This is a genomic window from Undibacterium sp. WLHG33, from assembly GCF_049544815.1.
Classification (GTDB): domain Bacteria; phylum Pseudomonadota; class Gammaproteobacteria; order Burkholderiales; family Burkholderiaceae_D; genus Undibacterium.
Genome location: NZ_CP186697.1, coordinates 3,784,081 through 3,805,216, shown reverse-complemented (window position 1 = coordinate 3,805,216; position 21,136 = coordinate 3,784,081). Strand labels below are relative to the sequence as shown.

Here is a 21,136-nt window from a genome sequence, read left to right as displayed (position 1 = left end):
TGATGAGGCTTTTGCGAAAATCGTCCATACCAAACTTTACCAGATCCGCTTATTGCGACACAACCGGGGCGGATGCATACGTTCGCGCACAATGGAAATTTAGTTCAGATCACTAAAAATCATGATGCTTCTTTTAGCGGCTGTGTGTTCCAACCGATTGGTGAAACGGATTCGGAACAAGCATTTTCTTACCTACTATCGTTGCTGCAGCAATCGCCACAACAAGCTACATCAACTGTCGAGCAGCGCGCACAAGTTTTTCGTCAATTTTGCGCTGAGATGCGGCGGTTAGGCCCTGCCAATTTTATTTATTCTGATGGTGAATTTGTATTTGTTCATGCACACAGAAGAATTCAACGCGAGAGCGGGATGATTGCACCACCAGGATTTTGGATGCTTGAACGCCATTGTCTAAACCTAAATTCATCGGTTGATGTGGAAAATAGAAGGACGAGTCGTGACGTCATATTGGTGGCTAGTGTGCCATTAACACAAGAGGCCTGGATCCCACTTGCCGAGGCAGAGCTATTGATTCTGCATAAAGGAAAGCGGCTGTCTATTTAGCCCGATATGAGTCGTTGGTTAACCTAGAAAACAGCGAACATAATTCAGCAAATATCGAGCAGAGGATATACAGCAGTGATAATAATTAAATGGAAGATCTGTGCTGAGTCCTGAATTGATTTTACGATTAACACGATTCATGTGACGATTTAAATTTACGATAGAATCCTTGATTAAGAATTTGCGTGAAACAGCCGCTGACGTTGACCTGTTCGCTGATTCAATTAAGTCACTGCTGCCTAGCTATGCTCCACCAAATCAAGTCTTCCCGCTTGAGTTCCAGCTTGGGTAATATTGGTTAGATTCATGACCAATAAACACCATCATTTTTTTATGTGAGTATATTTTGAATGCATTTCAATTAGGGCCTTTTTTATTTTCTGCGCAGTTAGTCCTCATGATTATTTCGGCTATCGCGGTATTTAGCATAGCCGAATATTTAGGAAAGAAAGCAGGCGTTCAAGTTGAAAAAGCGCTTTGGATCGTCACATTGACAGTAATTTTGGGCGGACGGATTCCATTTGTGATCTCATATTTTCCTATGTATGCGGACAAGCCTTTCAGCATGCTCGACATTCGCGATGGTGGCTTTATATCTGTAACCGCGATCATGGGTGGGCTAGTTACCGCATTTATTTTGACACGCTATGTGCCAGCACTCAAAAAACCTCTGTTTGTCGCCATATTTTTTGGGAGCGCGATTTGGATCGGAGGTTCTCTGATTTTGTCGACACAAAAACCAGTGTCTGGATTACCTGTCTTGAGTCTGTCAAATGTAGATGGAAAAGTGGTTGATATTGACCAGTTTCGCGGAAAACCGGTAGTCGTGAATCTATGGGCAACCTGGTGTCCGCCATGTCATCGTGAAATGCCGGTACTACAATCAGCGCAAGATAAAAATCCAAATGTTGTTTTTGTTTTTGTGAATCAAGCAGAAAGCATGGCGACTATTAACAATTATCTTCATAAAGAAAACTTGCATTTGCAGAATGTGCTCTACGACAGCCAAGCTGAATTTGCTCGATTTGTAGGCGCAATCGGCACGCCGACCACCTTGTTTTATGATCGCCACGGTAAGTTAATTGATAGTCGGATTGGCGAACTATCATCGGCTTCATTGGAAGATTTCCTGATGAAAATTAGGGAAGAAAAGTGAAGTCGATTTGTGCTAAAAACGCGACCATTGAATAGCCATGGTAATGTTGCGCGCGTCGCCTTAATTTCTTTAACACGAAGTTCTCGTCATAGCTCAAGTGAAATTATCGGTAGCAATAGAATGCGAGAAATTTATATTGCAAGGCCGTTAGAGCTTTGTCAGCAAGGTGATGTAAAAGCTTCGTATGCGAAAGCAAGTCAAGAAGCCTGCTTACAATTAACGAGACTCAAGGCGCCGTATGGGTCGCCACTTTATCCAGACTTAAGGATCGACACCGCGCAATATTCAGTTGAGCAAGGTATACAAAAAATGATGATGGAATTGATTCTTTAGAGAATCGCTCATCGCTTAATGCAATAGCTCTTGGCGTTTGATTTCTATGATTTTTTCAATAGCACCATTTTTTTTCGGGTATGCGGATTTTATGATTGAAATGGTGTAAATATGAATCCTTACTCCATTTCATTCCCGTGTTGACGCACTTCAAATCTCACCTCTCTCCAGCATCGCAATCAACGACCAACGGATAATGCAGTCGTTTAAGAACCTTGCAGAGGGTACTTTTGATGAGGCTTTTGCGAAAATCGTCCATACCAAACTTTACCAGATCCGCTTATTGCGACACAACCGGAAATCCTCCTGCGCTCTTGAGCAGGCCAGATCTGCAAAATCACCGCTGCGTAACGCAGTGGATACCGCCCACCCTTGAGCCATGGCTTGGCGGACACGTTTCAATCCTTGCCAAACCACAGGAGCCTGACCGCTAGCAGTCACTTCACTGGAGTAGGCTGTCATCTTCGACTCGACGAAAATGTTCGACCCATCTTTTGTAATGATGGCTTCCACGGTATTCTTGTCACGTCCGTAGCGCTTCTTGTACTCCTCTTCGCTCAAGTACACGGTTCCGCTTTCACTCAGCAACTCCAAGACATAGTCTTCGAACACCTTGCTGAACTCAGCTGCATACTCGTCCTTACGCCGTGATAGTCGGCGGTGAACGGCATTCTCCAATCCGCGCGCGAAGATCAACGGGTGCCAGACGGCATAGTCATTAGAACTGCGCTTGAAAAGAGGAAAGTTCGACAGCCATGGAAAGTCGTTGTACTCGCTGCGCGGGCGCCAGGGGTGCCCCTTGTCCAAGCGTACTTTGAGCTCTCGCTGCAACTCTGCACGCAGACCCAACAGGTCTCGAGAGAACAAGTCAAAGAATTTCTCCACACCTGCACCGAACGCTTGGCTCAGGTTCTTGAAGCTGCTCGGATGAAGAACGCGGTCGCCCTTAAAAATCAGAGCTGCACTTGCGTAACACAAACAAATGAAGACGTTCGGCGTCATGCCGAACTGCTGGTCGAACAACATCCGGCATGGGTGGTCCTCGGGTAAACGGCGAACAAGAGCTGGAAACCTCAGAAAGTCCCATCCTGGTTTGGATTGGAAAGCCAACTGCGCTTGCAGCATTGAACGAAACATCAAGTACACGCCACCGCGAGGGTCATCAAGTCGATCTTTACCTGCTTGCGCATCCCACAGAGCTTGGCGGCAACGATCAAAGACATGCTGAGGACATGCGCGCACACCGTGTCCGTGTAAAGGTATCGAGTCGTTCTCGCACGCAAGCTTGACCACCAGGCAGGTGATCCATGGCCAAGTCTGCAAGTGCTCATGGCTCTGCGGCTCTCCGTGTTGCAGCAACTCCAGAGCCAATGACACGACAGACTCCACGCTGTAGCGGCGCAATTGATTACGCACGTACATGGCAGCTTCTTCGTAAGTGATGGGTCGTGCATGCGCCTCAAGGCGAGCGGCTATCGGGTGAGTCCACGGGAGCTTCTTCATGCGGCTGATACTAAGAGACCCAGCCCAGGTATCCAGGGATACCATTCAAACGGGGGGATTTCTACGATGTGCGCCGCCCCAGGCAGCACGCAGCTCGCGCCCTTCTGGCGTCACTCAACGCGGTGCCGATATCTCGCGTTGTGCACGATCTTCCTGTGGTCACAAGGTCCCCCCAAACGGCTTCGATCACAAGTGACAGCAACAAGAACGAGCGCAGGTAGCATGGCCGATTGAGCTGCGCGTTTGCTTCCGCAGCAACGGGCCGCTAGACAACTGCTATCAAAGTGAGGGCAAGTCAATTGCATTGACTCCCATGGCGCGAGCCGCTCGCAAGAAAAAAGCGAAGGAGAACCGGCCACGGTTCACTTTGTTAGTCAGGGACTGCACCGACTCAATAGGACCATCGCCCTGCTGCGCAGCAAGAGCTTCAGCTAGCATCTTGTAACTGAACCCGCGACGAACCATCTCGGCTCGCAAGAGCCGCCTAGCCTCGTCGGCCATCAGCTCGTGCTCTTTGCCCGTGACACGACTTGGATGAGGATGGGATTTCGGGGTTGTTGCAGCCATGACCTTTGACAGGCTGAGTCAGCAAAACGCGAAAGATTTTTCGCTCGGCCTGAGCGCTACCCCTCCAAGAGGGTCAATAAAGCATTACGTGGCACAACTTCGCATAAAGCATTACGTGGCAATCGCGCCAAGTAATGCTTTACTTCACAAGTTCGGAGGATGTAGCGTATGGCTCGAAGGTCTTTTGACGATGAAACGCTCGCATGGGTGCGGGAAATGCCGCTGTCGCAGGTGCTCGACAAGCTGCGCGACGATGGTCAGTTGTTCTGGCGTCGCGATCCTGACTTCGTGCCGGAGAAGGACAAGGGGTCGCCTCAGAAAACGGAAAATAAAGCACGCTAAGCCGGTTGCAACGGTCGTAGCGGCCTGAACTTGCCCGCGCCGATCTTGGCGCTGCTGCGCCAGAGGTAATCGCCGGTCAGGTTGATGTGTTCCCAGCCGAGCGGCGACAGGTATTGCAATAGTGTTGATTTGCATTTAAAACTGACCCACCTTTTGCATTGAATATTGACCCACCCTAGATGTTCATATTACTGGTTTAGGTTGTGGATAACTAGTTGTTTTTTTCTCCTTTTTTGGTTTGGCAGAACTCTCCTTAAAGCGATAACTGTCATTGCCCGTTTCAACGATATGGCAATGATGTGTCACCCGATCCAGTAGAGCCGTCGTCATCTTGGCATCCCCGAAGACGGTAGACCATTCCGCAAAGCTCAGATTCGTCGTAATGATCATGCTGGTACGCTCATAGAGCTTACTCATCAAATGGAACAGCAAGGCACCACCGGTTTGACTGAAGGGTAAATACCCCATCTCGTCGAGAATTACCAGATCGGCATACATTAAGCGCGTTGCCAGTTGCCCCGTCTTACCTGCCTGTTTCTCTTGTTCTAACGCATTCACCAATTCTATCGTTGAGAAGAAACGTACGCGCCGGTGATATTGTTCAATTGCCTGAATTCCGATCGCCGTTGCCAGATGTGTCTTGCCTGTTCCTGGCCCACCAACCAACACGACGTTCTGCGCCGTATCCATAAAATCGCCATTGCACAATTGTCGCACTAAGGCTTCATTGGCCATGCTTTGTTTAAAATCGAATCCCGTCAGATCTCGGTAGGCGGGAAACTTAGCACTTTTGAGTTGATAGGCGACAGAACGTACTTCTCTTTCCGACAGCTCTGCCTTGAGCAGGCCATCTAAAACGGGTGTGGCTGCTTGAAACGCAGGGGCGTTCTGTTCTGCCAGATCGCCCACAGCGTGCGCCATTCCATAAAGCTTGAGGGATTTGAACATCCCAATCATGATGTCATGCTGCATGTGATTCTCCTTGATTTCTCAGACTGTCATAACGCGTCACATTGGCTTTGGGTTCGACTTGCAATACCAATGCCTGAGGTACATCCACGGGAGCAATGGGAGTGCCTTCGAGCAAACGGCTCAGAATATTGAGGACGATCTGCTTGGATGCGGCACCGGTTTCTAGCGCTAACTGTACCGCTGTCAGTACCGTCTGTTCATCATGTAGCAGTACCAAAGCCAGGACATCGACCATTTCCCTGTCGCCGCCAGTTCGTTTTAGCAGGATCGACTGCAATGACTGAAATGCCTGCGGCAGTTCGGCAAATGGGGCTCCGTTACGTATGGCACCAGGCTTCCTTTGCAGCACGGAGAGGTAATGGCGCCAGTCATAGATGGTGTAGCCAGGCAGATGATGGCGGTTGATCAATCGCTGGTGTTCGGCAATGACCTTTCCCTCCGCAATGATGAGCAACCGATCAGCATACACATGCAGACTAACTGGACGATTGGCAAATGATGCTGGAACACTATAACGATTACGCTCGAAGGTGATCAGGCAAGTTGGTGAGATGCGCTTGGTGTGCTCGACAAAGCCATCAAACGCCTGCCCTACAGGCATCAGGTGTTTCTGTTCATTGAGCCAGGCCTGATGAATAGGAATTGACTCGGTGGGATGCGTGACTTCTTCCCAGAGTGCTCTGCAACGCTCTGCCAGCCATTGGTTTAATGCAACCAAGGAGGATTGTGGCGGCACCTTCTGCCACAGACGGCGTCTGGCATCCTGAACATTCTTCTCTATCTGTCCTTTCTCCCAGCCGGAAGCAGGATTGCAGAACTCTGCATCAAACAGGTAATGGCTGACCATGGCTGCAAAGCGGGCATTTACATCGCGTGCTTTACCCCGTTTGACCTTATCGACAGCGGTCTTCATATTGTCGTAGATGCCGCGCCGGGGAATGCCACCCCAGGCCACGAAGGCATGATGGTGCGCATCAAAGAGCATTTCATGGGTCTGCAAGAGATAAGCGCGCACGAAGAAGGCGCGACTATGGCTGAGCTTGAAGTGGGCAACCTGGAGCTTGACGCGCTCCCCGGCAATCATCGCCCAGTCTTCGCTCCAGTCAAATTGAAATGCTTCACCAGCGGCAAATTGCAGGGGAATATAGGTGTGTTTGCTGGCACCCTTGTTACGTTCAATCTGTTCCTCTCGCCAGTGTCTGGCAAACGCGGCAATGCGGTCGTAAGAACCGTCATAGCCAAGTGCGCAGAGATCCGAGTGAATTTGCTTCAGGGAGCGGCGCTGTTTGCGTGACTTCTTGGTTTCGTCAAATAGCCATTGAGCGAGCTTGTCGGCGAAGGTGTCGAGCTTGCTCGGTGTATGCCGCTGTGGATAGACGGGATCGACTATCTCTTCTTTGAGATAGTGGCGTATGGTGTTTCTGGATAGTCCTGTACGTCTGGCGATCTCCCGCAGAGAGATTTGTTCACGGAAATGCCAGCGACGGATCTTACTTAATATTGACACGTTTATCACTCCATTCTCCTGCTCGCAAAATAAGCAGGATAGCGTTTAAACGTGGGTCAATATTCGATGCAAATTAGGCCGTTTGGTGGGTCAGTTTTAAATGCAAATCAACAGCGGACTTCTCATCGATGCCGGTTTCTTCTGAGATGGCGAGGAAGGGGCGTTTCAGGCTTTGCTCGCCGATCCATTTGGCAAGCCTTGCGGTCATCTCTCTGCCTTCAGCCACATCCGGCAGTATCTCGTAGAAAGTCTTGTCACAGCCACGGCATTGAATACGGCGAGCATCCACGTAAATACCGACGCGCTGGCCATGCATGGGAATGTCTTTGATTAGGCGTTCACGACGGCCAAAGCCGACGATCTTGTCGGACTGGCAGTGTATGCATGCGGTAATAGGTGCCGCGACCTCGGCATGTACATGGTAGTCGTGATTGAGTTCTGTGACTTTGGTGATTCTGTAGGACGGTAGATTGAGGATGTTCGCTGGCATTAGTTAAGAAAAATCAGGTTCAGGCGAATTGTCGTCCGCATCCATGGCATCTTGACGAATGGACGGCAGACGCTCCAGCAGCTCAGGCAAGGCTGTTTGCACCGTATCCCAGACCACATCCAGATTGATGTCGAAATAACCGTGGGCAATGCGGTTACGCATGCCACGCATACTGCGCCAAGGTATTTCAAGGTGACTCGCGACGAATTCGACATTTAAATCCATCACTTTAGTCGCGGCCTCGCCGATGATGATCAGATTCATGACCACGGCTTGTGTGTACGTTTGTCGGACAGAAAGTCATCCTTGCCCATGTTTTCGACATAGCTGCACGCTTGCTGGGCGGCTTCCAGCATGTGATCGAGATAATCAGGTAGGCGGTTCTCACTCATACTGGCTGTGCCTCCAAAAGAACTTGGTGACGAAATTTAAGAGGCAAATCGTTAGGTGTCAGCACTTCGACCGCAACACCCAACAGTTCCTCAAGTTCATCTTGCAGACCTCCTAAGTCAAACAGCGTTGTGCCAGGCAAGGCGTCTACCAGCAAATCCAGATCGCTACCATCTTTGTCGTCGCCATGCAGTACGGATCCGAATACACGCGGATTGACCGTGCGATAGCGTAGCGCCGCTTCACGCACGGCGTTTCGTTTTGGTTCAAGAGCTAGGGAGGGCTTCATTGTCTTCTTAGAGTACGTTGTCGCCACTGGCAAGCTGCAAAGCGTCGTGTTCAATATCGGACTGCAAGCGCCTTGCCCCTGCACCACCCAGTTCTAATAGTGCTTTGCCAGTTCCTCCACATTCGCTACAAACGGTAGGCTGCGGTTCGCCATTACAATACGGGCAGGACGTGTATTCATCGTCAATCGCATTGAGAATTGCTGACAAACGTTCTTCTGGAGTTCCGCGTCCACCTACGAAGTCACGCAGTGCGGCGTCTGTACTCCAACAAGACTCCTCAATAAGGTCGTTAACGACTGCCGCCTGTTCTACATTAAAAACTGCTTCAAGAGCGCGTAGTGCTTCACCTGATGCACGAAGAATTTTTACTTTATCGTTACCGCTTTCTGGGACTGTCATAATTTCTCCTGTAATTACTGACTTCCAGCCAGCGCGGATTTTTCTTTAACCGGTAATAAGTGTGGGGACTTCAACCTTGCCTGAAGTGCTTTTTACGTCACCACTGGAACGGTATCGAACCGTTAAACCCCCACACTTATTACAGCCCATACAAATAGTGATTGCCTCATTATAGATCGAATAATTTAAATATCAATCATAATTTCCGAAGTTAGGCTAGAATTACATTAATTTATTTCAATCATAAAATCCGCATACCCGAGTTTAATCCTTCGTCTCACCTTTTTGACAATTGAGGGCTCTGTAGCAATAGCCGAAGCGGAGTGTGCAGCTGTGATGAGCTAACTCCAGAGCTGGGACCGTCTATGAAAAAGATTAAAGAGTTAATGAAATTATTCAGTTATGGGGTGAGTGATAGTATTCAGAATGCACTAGTACCGCAATTTATTATTTTCATGAGATCAAATCCTCATCATGTCCGAATTAATATTGAAACCTGGCCCTGTCCTTTTATGGCGTAAGTGGGAATACGACGAAGTGACGGAAGAAGGGGGCTATGTTGATCTCGATATCACTACAGCGGCGCACGAATACTTATTTGAATCTATCACGATTGAAAAGGATGTTTTGCTGGCAGATATTTTTCGCTTGCTCGACGCTGCCCCGATATTAATTGCGATATTACGACGAGACTTTAGCGATGAATTATTGGCTGAAGCCAGGAAAGGTGCTTCTTCGTCCTGGAGTCATGACTATGCACCTGATGGCATTGAATTTTTAGAGCTCTATCAAACGTGGCAACTGAATACTGCAACGCGTGAATATGATCCCATACATCGATTGGACTTTCATGGCGTAGGGTATCTGTTACGTGAAGACTTCGACTATGGAAATGGAAATATCTATCCTGCAGGCACGAGAATCCACTGGAGTGTTTCTACAACACATCTTCGCGAGTTACTTCTTATCCCTATACGCTACAACCAAGTCGTCAGCATTTGCGAAAACGATCTCTCTGCAAAAAAATATGGACACGAATTAGAAAAAATCCAGCTGATTCCTTTGCCAAAGCTTTCAGTTTTTCTCTATCCATTAAAATGTCCATCGGTAATTCCTCGCTCGAGAGGTTAATAGACCGTGGACATTTACACAAATTTATTTACAGGCTCTTCGAAGACTAAATAATTCTCTCTCAACAAAATTTTCGTCTATCTTCGAATATTCCTTTGAGATATAAATCTTATTGCCGTTGGGAAAATCACCGATATTTACTACTGATATCGATCCATCCTCATTCTCTATTGCAACTGGGATGACGTCTCCACCATCTGTTGAATTCACATTTCGTGAAGATTTAAAAACAAGTGTTCTAGCCATAGTATATATATGCAGTTAGTGGAACAATAAGTTCTGAAGATGTCCGTTGTGATCAAAAAAGTCGATGTAACAAATACTTCCGAGTTTATCAGAGCAATACAACATTCAACAAAAAATTGCATTTAAAGTACTGAATTAACTTCATCTCTTAACATCAAAACGCGCAAAACATTGATTGTTGATTAAAAAAATTATATTTTCAATCGTGGAAGGTGAACCTGTTCAGCACTGCTTGTGCCACTGCCATCTGATTTTTCAACAACATAGCTTTTAATCACATTGCTGTCGTTGGTAATCTTTAATGAAGGTTTGCAATCGCGAATGACTTCAAGATCGGTTTTACTAGGTTTATAGCCCGTGATTTTTTCTGGTAGGAATGCACCTGATAAAACGGCTTCGACAAACACTTTTGACTTGAATTCATCACTACCCGTTAGGTGAATTCCCTGCCAGCCTTTTTCCACAGCTAATTTGATCGCAACCTTGACTTCTTCCTCAGTGCCACTCGCCACTTTAATTTGACTGCCATAGTCAAAAACTTTTCCGCCACTATTGAGATTGATTTGAAAGCATGTGCCAATATCTGTTTCAATCTCATCTACCCTAGTGCAGTAGTCTGCAAATATCTCCAACAAAATCGGAATGTAGGTTCTCGCAAAAATCGCTTCACGGTATTTTTTGCTGTTATTGAAGTCGGTAGGGTTTAAGAACAAGTGCTTAGATTTTTTTGCTTGAACAATTTCTTGTTGAATTAGTTCTGCTTCACCTTCCAATTTTAATGACGCGTTGAATTGTTTATTTTTTTCATTACTCATATTTTTCTCCTTAATTAGTATGTTGAGTACCTTTCTTTTTGAGGTGATACCTCGTTTATCGATTGCATGACAATTTGCACCGACGTGGACGGTTGGGATTTGATCTACCCCCTGATCTTGCAGACTACGGTGGTCAATGCGGGATTTGCTGCTTGCGATGGACAGTCTTCTATTGCAGTGCTTCGCCCAATGCTTGCGCCATTCTTCTAATTGTTCTTTACTATTCCAGTCACGATTCTTCTTGCCAAAGCCATCATTGGTGATATTGATTTCACGAGTCGTAAGTAAAATGTGGGCATGAGGATTTCCCTTCTTATTGTGAATAGCGACATCCGCAATCATGCCTTTGCTGGTGAGTTGAGTATGCACAAATCTCTCTAACAAAATAATGTGCTGTGAAGGACTTAATTCAATCGGTAAGGCGACTTCTATCTCGCGGGCTACCTGCGCATCCTTTCTGGTTTCGGACTGCTCTACGGCATTCCAAAGCTGTTCACGGTCTTTCATCCATTGCGGTGTATTCGGTGGTGCGAAGATACGGCGATAAGTGACTTCCTTTTTTCTGGAATAGTCAAAAGTTTGACCAGTGCGGTTATCTTGAATTTTCTCACCAGCACGATATGCGGCTGCTGCGGTGGCACTTCTTCCAGTGGTGCGGGTAATGAGTTTTACACTCAAATGGTAAATCGCCATATTTCATTTCTCCTGAACGTTTTTGCTTTCAGCTTTGAGCACACGTTGAGAGATTTATCCTCAATGTATAAGTGCGCATTTCGCTGTTTTGCTCTTGACGTTTCTTTTTTGTTTGTTATTTGTAGTACTACTGCGTGAATTTGAAATGTCAACGCTAAAACAATAAAAATAGGAGACAAAAAATGAGCAAACCGAATTTGAATAAATTACTTCAACAGAAAGCGGAACTTGAAGCCCGAATTCAACAGACGAAAAATCGTGAAGCGATGGAAGAAAGAAAACGCGATACCAGACGAAAAATCCTGGCAGGTGCTTATGTGATTAAGCTGGCAGATAACGATTTGAAGAAGCTGGGCAAAGAATTGATTTCTGCTGGCATGTTAGAGCCACGAGACTACGCTTTATTTGGTGTGGAAAATGATTCTTCTGACTTTGAATCTAATCGTTTATCTTTGGACTGATTGAATTTAGCAGCAAGATTTAGAAAAGTGCTTGGACGGGTTGGACACGTGGACAGACAGGGCAGAAAAAACATTAATTCATCATCTCTCTGCCCTATCTATAAGGACTAGCTATTATCCATAAAACGCTTGTTCAATTTCGAGCCTGTAAATAAATTTGTGTAAATGTCCACGGTCTATTAACCTCTCGAGCGAGGAATTACCGATGGACATTTTAATGGATAGAGAAAAACTGAAAGCTTTGGCAACCTCCAAAGGTCAGCCTTTGTCCAAAGCTGAACAGTTTTATAGTTTAGCTTTTTAATTTTCCGGACTCTCGCCACATTTTTTGTCCGTTCTACCTTATTGCGACACAACCCTAGAAAGTCCGTCCCGGACTGCTGCCATATTTCGGGTTGATGTGTCCCGTGCTCTCGGCCTTGCTGCCGGTTCTGAAGTTCTGGCCATCGGATGAGGACGTGGTGCCATCACCCCAGTTCGCGGCGAAGGGTTGCCGGAACTGCGCATTGACCAGCTCGGCCAGGGCCGTTGAGTACGTTTCATCCCGGATGTGCCACGCTTGCAGCCACGACAGCTTCGCGTAGGTCGTGCCAGGGCAGGACTCGGCCATCTTGGTGAGCCCAAGATTGATGCCATCGGCCAGGATCGTCGTCAGCAGCAACGTCTTGTCCTTGGCGGTGTCACCGGTTTTCAGATGTGTGAAGTGCCGGGTGAAACCCGTCCACTCATCAACTTCCATCAAGAGTTCGGTGATCTTGACGTGCGGCAGCAGCATCGCCGACTGGTCGATCAGGGCTTGCGCGGTCTCCGGCACCGCCGCATCCAGCGGCGTGATCTTCAGGCCGGACTCGGTAATGATGGCATCCGGCAGATCATTGGCCGCCGCCATGCGGTTAACGGTGGCGAGCTGCTGTTCCAGCAATGCCAGCCGGTCGTGCAAATACTGATCGCAACCCGTGGCCACGGCAAGCGGCAATGCGCTGGCCAGCTTCAAAGAGGTAAATTTCTCGACCGGCACCAGGTACTCGTCGAAGTCCTTGAACTGACGTGATCCCTGCACCCAGACATCACCCGAGCGCAGCGCGTTCTTCAGCTCCGACAGCGCGCACAGCTCGTAGTAGCGCCGGTCAATGCCTTCGTCCGTGAGCACCAGTTTGGTCCAGCGTGGCTTGATGAATGCGGTCGGCGCGTTGGCGGGCACCTTGCGGGCGTTGTCGGTGTTCATGTCGCGCAGCACCTCGATGGCATCGAGCACGCCCTTGGCGGCTGGAGCCGCCCGTAGCTTGAGTACATTCAGGAACTGCGGCGCGTACCGGCGCAACGTGGCATAGCTTTCACCGATGCGATGCAGAAAGTCGAAGCCCTCCGGTTGCGCGAGCTTTTGCGCCTCGGTGACGCTGGCGGCGAAGGTATCCCACGGCATTACTGCCTCAATGGCGGCGAACGGATCGCCGCCGCTCTGTTTGGCTTCCAGCAAAGCTTGGCCGATGCGGCCATACATCCGCACCTTGTCATTGATCGCCTTACCGGAAGCCTGAAACTGCTGCTGATGCTTGTTCTTAGCGGCGTTGAACAGCTTGCCAATGATGCGGTCGTGCAGGTCGATGATTTCGTCGGTGACGGTAGCCATGCCTTCAATGGCCAACGCTACCAGAGTGGCATAGCGTCGTTGCACCTCAAACTTGGCCAGGTCAGCGGGCGTCATCTGGCCACCCTCACGGGCGATCTTAAGCAGGCGGTTCTGGTGAACTTGTCGCTCGATGCCTGCGGGCAGGTCAAGCGCCTGCCAGGCTTTGAGGCGCTCGATGTGTTCGAGCATGTGCCGAGAATTCGGCTTGACGGGCGACTGGCGCAGCCATGCCAGCCACGTCACTTTGCTGCCGTCCTTGCGCTTGAGAAGTTCGTCCAGGCGCTGACGGTGGGGCGATAACAAAGAATCGGTCAACGCCTCGTAAATACGCCGGTTGGCACGGGTGATGGCCTCGGCGCTCGCGCGCTCGATGGCATTCATGGCGGGCAGGATGATGGTCTGCCGCCGCAGGTTTTCGACAAGGGTGCTGGCCAGCACAATACCTTTGTCGGTCTGCAAGGCCAGCTCTGTCAATGTATGCACGGCTTGCCGATAGTGGCTCATGGTGAAGGGCTTGAACCCAAACACCGCTTGCAGTTCGACTAGGTGCTCGCGCCGTGTCTGCTCACGCTGGCCGTACTCATCCCAACTATCCACCGGAACCTTGAGCTGTGCCGCCACCATGCGCAGCAAAGGCGGAAACGGCAGTTCATCGACACCCAGGATGACGCCAGGGAATCGCAGGTAGCAAAGCTGGATGGCAAAGCCCAACCGGTTCGCTGGCCCGCGACGCTGGCGAATGATCGACAGGTCGGTTTCGTTGAACGTGTACTGCCGGATCAGTTCGTCTTTGGCATCTGGCAATGCCAGGAGGCTTTCGCGCTCGGTGGCGGACAGGATTGAGCGGCGCGGCATGGTCAGTCTTCCCGCAGGTACTGGTACAAGGTTTCACGGCTGATGCCGAAGTCACGGGCCACCAAGGTTTTTTGGTCGCCTGCCGCAACTCGCCGTTTCAACTCGGCAATTTGTTCGCTGTTCAGCGATTTCTTTCGTCCCCGGTAGGCACCGCGCTGCTTGGCCAGCACGATTCCCTCGCGCTGGCGTTCGCGGATCAGGGCGCGCTCGAACTCAGCAAAGGCTCCCATGACCGACAGGGGGTCGTCTCAGAAAACGGAAAATAAAGCACGCTAAGCGTGCGTGGAGGCTGGCACCCAGCGGTACAGCGTCGGAATGGACACGCCGAGGTTCTTGGCCACGTCCTTGGGACTTCAAGAACTGCTCATTGCCGACCATACCGATCTTGGTCACACCAAGACGCTGTGCCGAAGCCATCACCGCCGCCACCGATTTGTACGGCACCACCGCATTCGGACGCAGATGCACTTCCGGTTGATTCGGCTGTGCCGCCACTTCACTGAGCTTCGCTTCGAGTTCGTTGCGGCTCGCGACCGCCACACCGTTCCACAATACCGTACCGTCAAAGTCAACGTCGATATTGATCACGACCGGTGGTTCTGTCGGCTTACTCGGGGTGTTCGTCGGCATGTTCAGATTCACGGAGTGATTCTGAATCGGGATCGTGATGATGAGCATGATGATCAGTACCAACATGACGTCGATCAACGGCGTCATGTTCATCTCTATCATCACTTCAGGATCGGCGGAGGAGCTGCCGGAGCCTATTTGCATTCCCATATCTGGTCCTTTTCCTTAATTCCGTGGTGGCGGTTCGATCACGAACCCGACCTTGGTGATCCCGGCGCGCTGGGCAGTCAGGATGGTTTTGCCAACGAATTCGTAACGCACATTCTGGTCGCCACGAATATGGACTTCCGGTTGCGGTACTTTGACGGCTTCGACCTTGAGTTTGTCAAACAAACCTTCGGTGCCGCCTGGCAGGGGTTTCATGCCGCCATTCCAGTAGACGTCACCATCTTTGCTGATCGATACGGTGATGTTTTCTGGTTTGGTTTTGTAAATCTGGTTGCGTTCTGCCGGGAGCTTGAGTTTGACCGTGTCAGTAATCACCGGGGTGGTGATGAGGAAGATGATCAATAAGACCAGCATGACGTCGACCAGCGGGGTGGTGTTGATGGTGCTGTTGACTTCGTCTTCGCCATCACCATCGTTGCCGATTGCCATTGCCATAGTGTGTTCTCTTTCAGATTACACGCCGGTGCGCTGGGCTACCGGCGTTGTGACTTGAGTCTTTATTACCTGTGACTGTGTGTCTTGTGTGCCGTCTTATTTCTTGGCAACTTTGCTCATGCTGCCAGACAGAACGACGGAGTGCAGATCGCCTGCAAAGGAGCGCACTTCTTCCATCGCAGTTTTGTTACGGCGAACCAGGAAGTTGTAGCCCAGAACTGCTGGAACCGCTACTGCCAGACCGATCGCGGTCATGATCAGCGCTTCACCCACAGGACCCGCTACTTTGTCGATCGATGCCTGACCGGACATACCGATCGCTGTCAGCGCATGGTAAATACCCCAGACTGTACCGAACAGACCAACGAATGGTGCAGTAGAGCCAACAGTCGCCAGGAAGGCCAGACCATCTTGCAGACGGCTTTGTACTTTATCAACAGCGCGTTGGATGGACATGGAGACCCAGGTGTTCAGATCGATTTGTTCCAGCAGGGCGCCTTCATGGTGTTCTGAGGCTTTGATACCGGAATCGGCGATGAAGCGGAATGGGCTGCCTTCTTTGAGTGCAGCGGAACCAGCTTGTACGGAAGCAGCTTTCCAGAATTTAGCAGCTTCTTTGGCCTGGCCGGAGAGTTTGACCTGGTCGATGATTTTGGTGATGAGGATGTACCAGCTGCCCATGGACATGATGACCATGATGATCAGTGTGCCTTTGGCAACGAAGTCACCTGTTTTCCAGAGTGCGTCTAAGCCGTATGGGTTTTCAATCACTTCTTTGGCTGGTGCAGCAGCGATGTCGCCGGCAGGGGCAGCAGGAGCAGCGGCGTCAGCAGCAGGTGCGGAAGCAGCAGGTGCAGCGGAGGCAGCAGCGGAAGCTTCTTGTGCGGAGGCTGGAGCGACGGCAACAGCGGCAGTCAATGCCAGGAGAGCTGCAGCCAGAAATGCGGAGAAACGGGTTTTCATTATGGTGCTTCCTTTAATAACAAATATAGAAGGTTGGTGTTGCTTACGACTGTTTTTGTTGTCACCTCATTCAGGTCTGTGTGGCCCTGGACGAGGATGACGTTTGTAATTCATGCTGTTTTCCGGGTAAAGCAGGAAGTCAGAGAGGTATTGCCGGGGACGCTGACTTCTTGCTTTTGCCTGAGATCCGGATTAATCCAGTTTCCACACGTACTGCACTTTCGTCCAGGTCTGTTGTGGTTTGCCATCGACGGTACCTGGTTTGTTTTTGCAGGAACCAGACAGCAATTGGGTACGGACAGCGTTATCGAGACCGCGGTAGCCACTCGATTTGTCGATCTTGACGTCTGCTACGGAGCCATCGGCGCCGATCAGGACGGAGAGAACGACGGTACCGGTTTCTTCATTGCGCAACGAAGCGCGTGGGTACTCGGGTTTGCAGCCAGCGACGTTGAAGTCGATGACGCCGGGTACTGTCACTGGGCCGGTTGCTTTCGGTGCTTCTGCCACAGGAGCCGGTGGTGCTTTGCTGAAGACCGGGTTTTCAGGTTTGACGTTAGATACGGCAGAGATGGTGTTCTGCGGCTGTACCTGTGGTTGCACCTGCACTTCCGGCGGCGGAATAAATGGTGGCGGTGGAGCCAGCAGTTTCGGCGGCGGTGGTGGTGGCGTATCTGGCGGTGGTGGTGGCGGCGGCACTTCTTCGACGATTTTTGTCTCTAAAGGCTTTTGCACGATTTCGATGAGCTGGGTACCCAGGCCATTGAGCAGTGCGTACACCAGCACTACGTGAAACGCTATGACCAGCCCTATGCCCAGGAACTTCTTGCCCGGCTCTTGCTGGCGATCTGAAAAATCCATTATCGGGCGCTGGCAACCCGGTTTGATAAATTGAAGCGAAATTATGAAAGTGTCGTCGCCATGGCCTGTGCTTTTTTATGGCTGCCTATGTGAAACGTCAACAGACCCTAGTGGGAAATTATATTTAATAATTTTTGATGCTATAGTTTTCGCCTCTCCTTTAGGGGCGGCACCAATCTGAGGAAGCGCCAAAGAAAGAGGCGCAACAATACAAAGTGAAATATTCAAAACAATTTTTGATTTAAGATGATTCATAAAGTTTTTTCATTTGTAGTCCTTAGTAAATTAAGTAGCTGTTTTTTTCGTACATCTCGCGTGTACATGCGTGTATCGCGCCGCTCCAACTCAAAAAGTCCAATCGCAGCAATTAGTTCATTTAATTTGGCGTAACCATAGTTTCTTGGGTCGAAATCGTTTGCCATTCTGGTGATATAAGATCCAACCGGTCCAAGGTGAGCCCAACCATCATCATCTGACGATGCTTGTATTCCACCGCGAATAAGGTTGATGAGCTTGGTGTCTTGGCGCAGTTCTTTTACAGATTTAGACGCCAAAATAACATCGACAGATTCATCTTCAGGTTTCTTAGTAAACACCTCGGTATAAATAAATCGATCGCATGCTGAAACAAATGGACGCGGAGTTTTTTCTTCGCCAAAACCATAAACACGACGACCTGACTCGCGAATACGGGCCGCGAGCCTAGTGAAATCACTATCACTTGACACTAAACAAAAACCAGAAAAGTGCCCCATATACAGCAAGTCCATTGCATCAATGATCATTGCGCTATCAGTTGCATTCTTTCCAGTTGTATATCTAAACTGCTGAATCGGTTGAATCGAATGTTCAAGCAATACCTGCTTCCACTGTCCCAAATTTGGAGTTGTCCAATCCCCGTAAATTCTTTTTACACTCGCAATTCCGAGTTTCGCGATTTCAGCCAATAGTCCCTCAACAATTGAAGGTCTTGCATTATCGGCGTCGATAAGAACAGCTAAGGAACTGTTTGATTCGATCGAATGAGCCATCTAATTTTTCCTTTGGTCTAATTTTCAGGGCGCGGGCGAAGTGCCTTTAAATCTAAGAGATACTATATCCATTTCAGTCACTTGATTTTGCTCCCATATCGTAAGCATCAACGATAACTTGATGTCTTGCAATCTGTTCCTTGAGAGGGGCGATTTTCGCAATCGCTTTGCTTTCAGTTGATCGAATTTTCTGGGCCACCGATGGTATCCACTTCCACGTTAAAGCGACACCAGCGCCAATAACTGGAATTGACCACCAACCGAACATGATGATTGAGGCAGTTACACCTATGATAAAAAACCATCCTACAGCGCTATTATTTTGGTCATCCGCAGCTTTTAATTGCGCCAACTCCTGGTCACGGCTCTTTTCAATTATCGCAATATCGTTGAGTAGCCGCTGCAATGCGAGCCCCGAGGCCGCCCGGTTTGCTCCAACCTTAACATCGTCCAGTAGCGTCTCGATTTTTTTCAATGAGATAACATCCCCGCTATGTTCGACTACCTGCTGTGCCCCACAGTAGCTGCACTTATAAAGATTTGCAGACTCTTCCACTTCGACAGCGGCTCCGCAGCATGCACATATCAATGAAAAAACTTTCATTTGTTGTCCCGTGACGTTATTCGATTAATTGTTTTTAGATAGTTCATCGCCGTTTGATGGGCAGCACGAATGTTTAGACGTTTTATCCTATGGAGATTTTTCGTTTAATGCTACCGCGAGTTCATTAGCCAAATACCTTGATGTAAATAAAGCGATTACGTCAACGGCTCCAAAGTCTCGTTCGAGTTCATTTTTTCGAACGGGATGATTCCCAATACGAAATATTCTCTTTGTTAGGGTGTTCTGCTGCGGTTTCAATTGATATACGCCCCACGTGCGCGGTACTGTATATGACCCCACATACTCTATAGACAGGTCATTTATTGCACTCTGTAGGATAGAGTTAGCTTTGGCGGAGGTGCGGAGTTTTTTCATTTTTCGACTTTTCTTTCGGATTCGATCAGCGTGCGAGTATCTTCTCGTGCTGGCACATAAACTGAATAGTTCGCAAAAGTGGGAATTGTTCAGAAACGGCCTCCTTCTCAATGCGCTTAGTTCGCAAATCAGCGGTTATATCCAACAAAAGATCTGACATCAGCATCACGCGCCCACCACCAATTTTTGGATAGTTAGCTCGGCTTCCCAATCCGAACAAGGCGATCTGGTCTATATCAATTGGAACATCAAGTCCGTCAAATAACTTTGGGATGAATTTGCGCCCTGCACCAAATTTTTTTGAGTAACGTTCTTCCCTTTTGTTCCAAGAGTTGGCGTCCATTGATGGTCCAATATGAACCAAATGCTTCAACCCTGGGTGGAATGCAACAACGTCCAGTTCACACTCGTATCCGCCGCCGATTCTCTTCCCAACATGCACATTCCGACGAACAAAATACCCGCGATACTCATGCCATTCGGCGACCAGCTGTTCCAAGTGGTTCAAAGTATTTTTCCTTTGGTGTTTCTATAAATCGATCGCCAACAATACCCGCGCTCTCTACTATTGCAAATCAGGGAGTAGAAAAAGCGCATTGTTCTCGTCCAACAGCTGATTTAGTTCAACTCGCTCAAATATTGAAGTCCCCTGCAGACGCTTAAGCACGTTGGTGTACACGGTGGCTCCAATCAAGTCTGCGCCGTTGCTTGTAGGGGATCGAATCAATCGGGTTGTGTCGCAATAAGGTAGAACGGACAAAAAATGTGGCGAGAGTCCGGAAAATTAAAAAGCTAAACTATAAAACTGTTCAGCTTTGGACAAAGGCTGACCTTTGGACAAGGACGTGGCCAAAAACCTCGGCGTGTCCATTCCGATCTTATAACGCTGGATACCAGCCTCCGCGCATGCTTAGCGTACGATTTTTTCCGTTTTCTGAGACGACCCCCAATAGGTTTATGCAGAAATTACGGAAACGGCTGTCAAAATGCCCGCTTTCGACACACTAGTCAGAACTGAGGTGATAAAAAACAATAGTCTGTTTGCAGAAATATGCAAGTGGTGTGAAAAAACAATAGGTGTTTTGCAGATCGGTGATAAAAACCAATAGTTAAATTGCAGATCAATGGACTTTGTCTTCGATCGGACTGCCGAAGGCCGTGCGATCAAGTGTTTGACCATCGTGGATGATGCTACGCATGAGTCGCTTGCTGTCGTGGCAGAACGCGCTATTGGAGGATATCCTTTGACACGGATGTTGGATCGGTGAGGTTTCAAGCGAGGTCTTCCCAAGATAATTCGAACTGACAATGGCAAAGAATTCTGCGGTCGTGCCATGTTGACCTGGGCACACCGTCGAGGAGTGCAACTTCGACAGATTGAGCCGAGCAAACCGAATCAAAACGCGTACATCGAGTCATTTAATGGAAGATTACGGGATGGATGTCTCAACGAACACTGGTTCGTCAGCTTGGCCCATGCCCGCACTGTAATTGAACGCTGGCGGAGGGAATGCAACGAGGAGCGACCGAAGAAATCCTTGGTGGGGCTGACGCTAGGCAACTGGCCACGAAAGCGGCTACATTAACCCCTGACTCTAAAGCTGGTTGCTACTGAATACGGGGAGACGTCGAACTCCGAGAAATGCTTTTCATCTCAATGAGATATTAGTCAGCAACTCTGAGATCCCACGGGATAAATAGTTGGTGAATTTACATTAATGCTGT

General features: G+C 49.0%; 21 protein-coding genes and 7 pseudogenes. 8 read left to right on the top strand and 20 right to left on the bottom strand.

The features are described from left to right. The first annotated feature begins 72 nt into the window (after nucleotides 1–72). From ACOTSW_RS17325 to ACOTSW_RS17315, 3 genes are all read left to right on the top strand, one after another. Nucleotides 73–564 carry a class II glutamine amidotransferase gene (locus tag ACOTSW_RS17325; RefSeq protein WP_423680290.1) on the top strand — a complete coding sequence of 164 codons (492 nt, stop codon included), beginning with the start codon at nucleotides 73–75 and terminating at the stop codon, nucleotides 562–564. 346 nt (nucleotides 565–910) lie between these two features. After that, on the top strand, nucleotides 911–1,720 hold the full coding sequence (locus tag ACOTSW_RS17320) for a prolipoprotein diacylglyceryl transferase family protein (RefSeq protein ID WP_423680289.1): 810 nt from the start codon (nucleotides 911–913) through the stop codon (nucleotides 1,718–1,720). Between the two features lie 9 nt (nucleotides 1,721–1,729). Continuing rightward, a complete protein-coding gene (locus ACOTSW_RS17315) occupies nucleotides 1,730–2,053 on the top strand; it encodes an adenylyl-sulfate kinase (RefSeq protein ID WP_423680288.1) in 324 nt (107 codons plus the stop codon). 267 nt (nucleotides 2,054–2,320) lie between these two features. Here ACOTSW_RS17315 and ACOTSW_RS17310 read toward each other — a convergent pair whose 3' ends face one another. Further along, nucleotides 2,321–3,475 carry a hypothetical protein gene (locus ACOTSW_RS17310; RefSeq protein ID WP_423680287.1) on the bottom strand — a complete coding sequence of 385 codons (1,155 nt, stop codon included), beginning with the start codon at nucleotides 3,473–3,475 and terminating at the stop codon, nucleotides 2,321–2,323. Nucleotides 3,476–3,835: 360 nt separating this feature from the next. Then, entirely contained in the window at nucleotides 3,836–4,057 is a 222-nt protein-coding gene (locus tag ACOTSW_RS17305) for a DUF6471 domain-containing protein (RefSeq protein ID WP_374316233.1), read from the bottom strand. A gap of 234 nt (nucleotides 4,058–4,291) precedes the next feature. Here ACOTSW_RS17305 and ACOTSW_RS17300 point away from each other — a divergent pair, with 234 nt between their 5' ends. Then, nucleotides 4,292–4,465: a hypothetical protein gene (locus tag ACOTSW_RS17300; protein ID WP_423680286.1), complete on the top strand. Its 174-nt coding sequence runs from the start codon at nucleotides 4,292–4,294 to the stop codon at nucleotides 4,463–4,465. Between the two features lie 183 nt (nucleotides 4,466–4,648). On the opposite strand, the gene istB is transcribed toward ACOTSW_RS17300, so the two are convergent. The 6 genes and pseudogenes from istB to ACOTSW_RS17270 all read right to left on the bottom strand — a co-directional run bounded on the left by istB (nucleotide 4,649) and on the right by ACOTSW_RS17270 (nucleotide 8,513). Continuing rightward, nucleotides 4,649–5,437 (bottom strand): IS21-like element helper ATPase IstB, encoded by a 789-nt coding sequence (istB, locus tag ACOTSW_RS17295; RefSeq protein ID WP_423680285.1) that lies wholly within the window; start codon nucleotides 5,435–5,437, stop codon nucleotides 4,649–4,651. Beyond that, on the bottom strand, nucleotides 5,427–6,953 hold the full coding sequence (istA, locus tag ACOTSW_RS17290; RefSeq protein WP_423680284.1) for an IS21 family transposase: 1,527 nt from the start codon (nucleotides 6,951–6,953) through the stop codon (nucleotides 5,427–5,429). The genes istB and istA overlap by 11 nt, the downstream gene beginning before the upstream one ends. Nucleotides 6,954–7,017: 64 nt before the next feature. Beyond that, complete coding sequence (locus ACOTSW_RS17285) at nucleotides 7,018–7,434, bottom strand: transposase family protein (RefSeq protein ID WP_423680283.1); 417 nt, start codon at nucleotides 7,432–7,434, stop codon at nucleotides 7,018–7,020. Between the two features lie 3 nt (nucleotides 7,435–7,437). Beyond that, a pseudogene (locus ACOTSW_RS17280) lies at nucleotides 7,438–7,826 on the bottom strand (DUF86 domain-containing protein). Next, nucleotides 7,823–8,113, bottom strand: a complete 291-nt coding sequence (locus ACOTSW_RS17275; RefSeq protein ID WP_423680281.1) for a nucleotidyltransferase family protein — start codon at nucleotides 8,111–8,113, stop codon at nucleotides 7,823–7,825. The pseudogene ACOTSW_RS17280 and the gene ACOTSW_RS17275 overlap by 4 nt, the downstream one beginning before the upstream one ends. Nucleotides 8,114–8,120: 7 nt before the next feature. Continuing rightward, a complete protein-coding gene (locus ACOTSW_RS17270) occupies nucleotides 8,121–8,513 on the bottom strand; it encodes a hypothetical protein (protein WP_423680280.1) in 393 nt (130 codons plus the stop codon). A gap of 474 nt (nucleotides 8,514–8,987) precedes the next feature. On the opposite strand from ACOTSW_RS17270, the gene ACOTSW_RS17265 reads away from it, so the two are divergent. Then, on the top strand, nucleotides 8,988–9,644 hold the full coding sequence (locus tag ACOTSW_RS17265) for a hypothetical protein (RefSeq protein ID WP_423680279.1): 657 nt from the start codon (nucleotides 8,988–8,990) through the stop codon (nucleotides 9,642–9,644). A 437-nt stretch (nucleotides 9,645–10,081) separates the two neighbouring features. Here ACOTSW_RS17265 and mobQ read toward each other — a convergent pair whose 3' ends face one another. Further along, nucleotides 10,082–11,398: a MobQ family relaxase gene (gene mobQ, locus ACOTSW_RS17260; RefSeq protein WP_423680278.1), complete on the bottom strand. Its 1,317-nt coding sequence runs from the start codon at nucleotides 11,396–11,398 to the stop codon at nucleotides 10,082–10,084. Nucleotides 11,399–11,580: 182 nt separating this feature from the next. On the opposite strand from mobQ, the gene ACOTSW_RS17255 reads away from it, so the two are divergent. After that, nucleotides 11,581–11,859, top strand: a complete 279-nt coding sequence (locus ACOTSW_RS17255) for a hypothetical protein (protein ID WP_423680276.1) — start codon at nucleotides 11,581–11,583, stop codon at nucleotides 11,857–11,859. Nucleotides 11,860–12,220: 361 nt separating this feature from the next. Here the strand turns inward: ACOTSW_RS17255 and ACOTSW_RS17250 are convergent. From ACOTSW_RS17250 to ACOTSW_RS17220, 7 genes and pseudogenes are all read right to left on the bottom strand, one after another. Then, a pseudogene (locus ACOTSW_RS17250) lies at nucleotides 12,221–14,344 on the bottom strand (Tn3 family transposase); the annotation flags it as partial. Between the two features lie 2 nt (nucleotides 14,345–14,346). After that, a pseudogene (locus ACOTSW_RS17245) lies at nucleotides 14,347–14,583 on the bottom strand (recombinase family protein); the annotation flags it as partial. A 33-nt stretch (nucleotides 14,584–14,616) separates the two neighbouring features. Then, a pseudogene (locus ACOTSW_RS17240) lies at nucleotides 14,617–14,694 on the bottom strand (recombinase family protein); the annotation flags it as partial. Between the two features lies 1 nt (nucleotide 14,695). After that, nucleotides 14,696–15,124: pseudogene (locus ACOTSW_RS17235) on the bottom strand (ExbD/TolR family protein); the annotation flags it as partial. 15 nt (nucleotides 15,125–15,139) lie between these two features. Beyond that, on the bottom strand, nucleotides 15,140–15,577 hold the full coding sequence (locus ACOTSW_RS17230) for an ExbD/TolR family protein (protein ID WP_186886253.1): 438 nt from the start codon (nucleotides 15,575–15,577) through the stop codon (nucleotides 15,140–15,142). A 96-nt stretch (nucleotides 15,578–15,673) separates the two neighbouring features. Then, nucleotides 15,674–16,540, bottom strand: coding sequence for a MotA/TolQ/ExbB proton channel family protein (locus tag ACOTSW_RS17225; RefSeq protein ID WP_423680275.1), 867 nt, complete (start codon nucleotides 16,538–16,540; stop codon nucleotides 15,674–15,676). Nucleotides 16,541–16,732: 192 nt separating this feature from the next. Further along, complete coding sequence (locus ACOTSW_RS17220; RefSeq protein WP_423680273.1) at nucleotides 16,733–17,401, bottom strand: energy transducer TonB; 669 nt, start codon at nucleotides 17,399–17,401, stop codon at nucleotides 16,733–16,735. On the opposite strand from ACOTSW_RS17220, the pseudogene ACOTSW_RS17215 reads away from it, so the two are divergent. Then, a pseudogene (locus ACOTSW_RS17215) lies at nucleotides 17,399–17,494 on the top strand (IS5/IS1182 family transposase); the annotation flags it as partial. The gene ACOTSW_RS17220 and the pseudogene ACOTSW_RS17215 sit on opposite strands and share 3 nt — an antisense overlap. Here ACOTSW_RS17215 and ACOTSW_RS17210 read toward each other — a convergent pair. From ACOTSW_RS17210 to ACOTSW_RS17195, 4 genes are all read right to left on the bottom strand, one after another. Then, nucleotides 17,477–17,656 carry a hypothetical protein gene (locus ACOTSW_RS17210; RefSeq protein WP_423680272.1) on the bottom strand — a complete coding sequence of 60 codons (180 nt, stop codon included), beginning with the start codon at nucleotides 17,654–17,656 and terminating at the stop codon, nucleotides 17,477–17,479. The pseudogene ACOTSW_RS17215 and the gene ACOTSW_RS17210 overlap by 18 nt on opposite strands. Then, the gene (locus ACOTSW_RS17205) at nucleotides 17,653–18,432 is read right to left on the bottom strand and encodes an NYN domain-containing protein (RefSeq protein WP_423680271.1); all 780 of its coding nucleotides are present in this window, start codon (nucleotides 18,430–18,432) and stop codon (nucleotides 17,653–17,655) included. Before ACOTSW_RS17205 ends, ACOTSW_RS17210 begins: the two co-directional genes overlap by 4 nt. Before the next feature lie 73 nt (nucleotides 18,433–18,505). Further along, entirely contained in the window at nucleotides 18,506–19,036 is a 531-nt protein-coding gene (locus ACOTSW_RS17200; protein ID WP_423680268.1) for a hypothetical protein, read from the bottom strand. Nucleotides 19,037–19,436: 400 nt separating this feature from the next. Beyond that, on the bottom strand, nucleotides 19,437–19,919 hold the full coding sequence (locus ACOTSW_RS17195; RefSeq protein WP_423680267.1) for a hypothetical protein: 483 nt from the start codon (nucleotides 19,917–19,919) through the stop codon (nucleotides 19,437–19,439). A gap of 613 nt (nucleotides 19,920–20,532) precedes the next feature. Here ACOTSW_RS17195 and ACOTSW_RS17190 point away from each other — a divergent pair. After that, nucleotides 20,533–20,997 (top strand): annotated as a pseudogene (locus ACOTSW_RS17190) (integrase core domain-containing protein); the annotation flags it as partial. Nucleotides 20,998–21,136 lie beyond the last annotated feature (139 nt).

What these genes read in the sequence shown, in the direction of transcription:
- ACOTSW_RS17210 (WP_423680272.1), bottom strand. Translation starts at nt 17,656, where the DNA reads ATGAATCATCTTAAATCAAAAATTGTTTTGAATATTTCACTTTGTATT.
- ACOTSW_RS17285 (WP_423680283.1), bottom strand. Translation starts at nt 7,434, where the DNA reads ATGCCAGCGAACATCCTCAATCTACCGTCCTACAGAATCACCAAAGTC.
- ACOTSW_RS17230 (WP_186886253.1), bottom strand. Translation starts at nt 15,577, where the DNA reads ATGGCAATGGCAATCGGCAACGATGGTGATGGCGAAGACGAAGTCAAC.
- ACOTSW_RS17200 (WP_423680268.1), bottom strand. Translation starts at nt 19,036, where the DNA reads ATGAAAGTTTTTTCATTGATATGTGCATGCTGCGGAGCCGCTGTCGAA.
- ACOTSW_RS17325 (WP_423680290.1), top strand. Translation starts at nt 73, where the DNA reads ATGCATACGTTCGCGCACAATGGAAATTTAGTTCAGATCACTAAAAAT.
- ACOTSW_RS17275 (WP_423680281.1), bottom strand. Translation starts at nt 8,113, where the DNA reads ATGAAGCCCTCCCTAGCTCTTGAACCAAAACGAAACGCCGTGCGTGAA.
- ACOTSW_RS17225 (WP_423680275.1), bottom strand. Translation starts at nt 16,540, where the DNA reads ATGAAAACCCGTTTCTCCGCATTTCTGGCTGCAGCTCTCCTGGCATTG.
- ACOTSW_RS17205 (WP_423680271.1), bottom strand. Translation starts at nt 18,432, where the DNA reads ATGGCTCATTCGATCGAATCAAACAGTTCCTTAGCTGTTCTTATCGAC.
- ACOTSW_RS17305 (WP_374316233.1), bottom strand. Translation starts at nt 4,057, where the DNA reads ATGGCCGACGAGGCTAGGCGGCTCTTGCGAGCCGAGATGGTTCGTCGC.
- ACOTSW_RS17270 (WP_423680280.1), bottom strand. Translation starts at nt 8,513, where the DNA reads ATGACAGTCCCAGAAAGCGGTAACGATAAAGTAAAAATTCTTCGTGCA.
- ACOTSW_RS17300 (WP_423680286.1), top strand. Translation starts at nt 4,292, where the DNA reads ATGGCTCGAAGGTCTTTTGACGATGAAACGCTCGCATGGGTGCGGGAA.
- ACOTSW_RS17220 (WP_423680273.1), bottom strand. Translation starts at nt 17,401, where the DNA reads ATGGATTTTTCAGATCGCCAGCAAGAGCCGGGCAAGAAGTTCCTGGGC.
- istB (WP_423680285.1), bottom strand. Translation starts at nt 5,437, where the DNA reads ATGCAGCATGACATCATGATTGGGATGTTCAAATCCCTCAAGCTTTAT.
- ACOTSW_RS17265 (WP_423680279.1), top strand. Translation starts at nt 8,988, where the DNA reads ATGTCCGAATTAATATTGAAACCTGGCCCTGTCCTTTTATGGCGTAAG.
- ACOTSW_RS17310 (WP_423680287.1), bottom strand. Translation starts at nt 3,475, where the DNA reads ATGTACGTGCGTAATCAATTGCGCCGCTACAGCGTGGAGTCTGTCGTG.
- ACOTSW_RS17255 (WP_423680276.1), top strand. Translation starts at nt 11,581, where the DNA reads ATGAGCAAACCGAATTTGAATAAATTACTTCAACAGAAAGCGGAACTT.
- mobQ (WP_423680278.1), bottom strand. Translation starts at nt 11,398, where the DNA reads ATGGCGATTTACCATTTGAGTGTAAAACTCATTACCCGCACCACTGGA.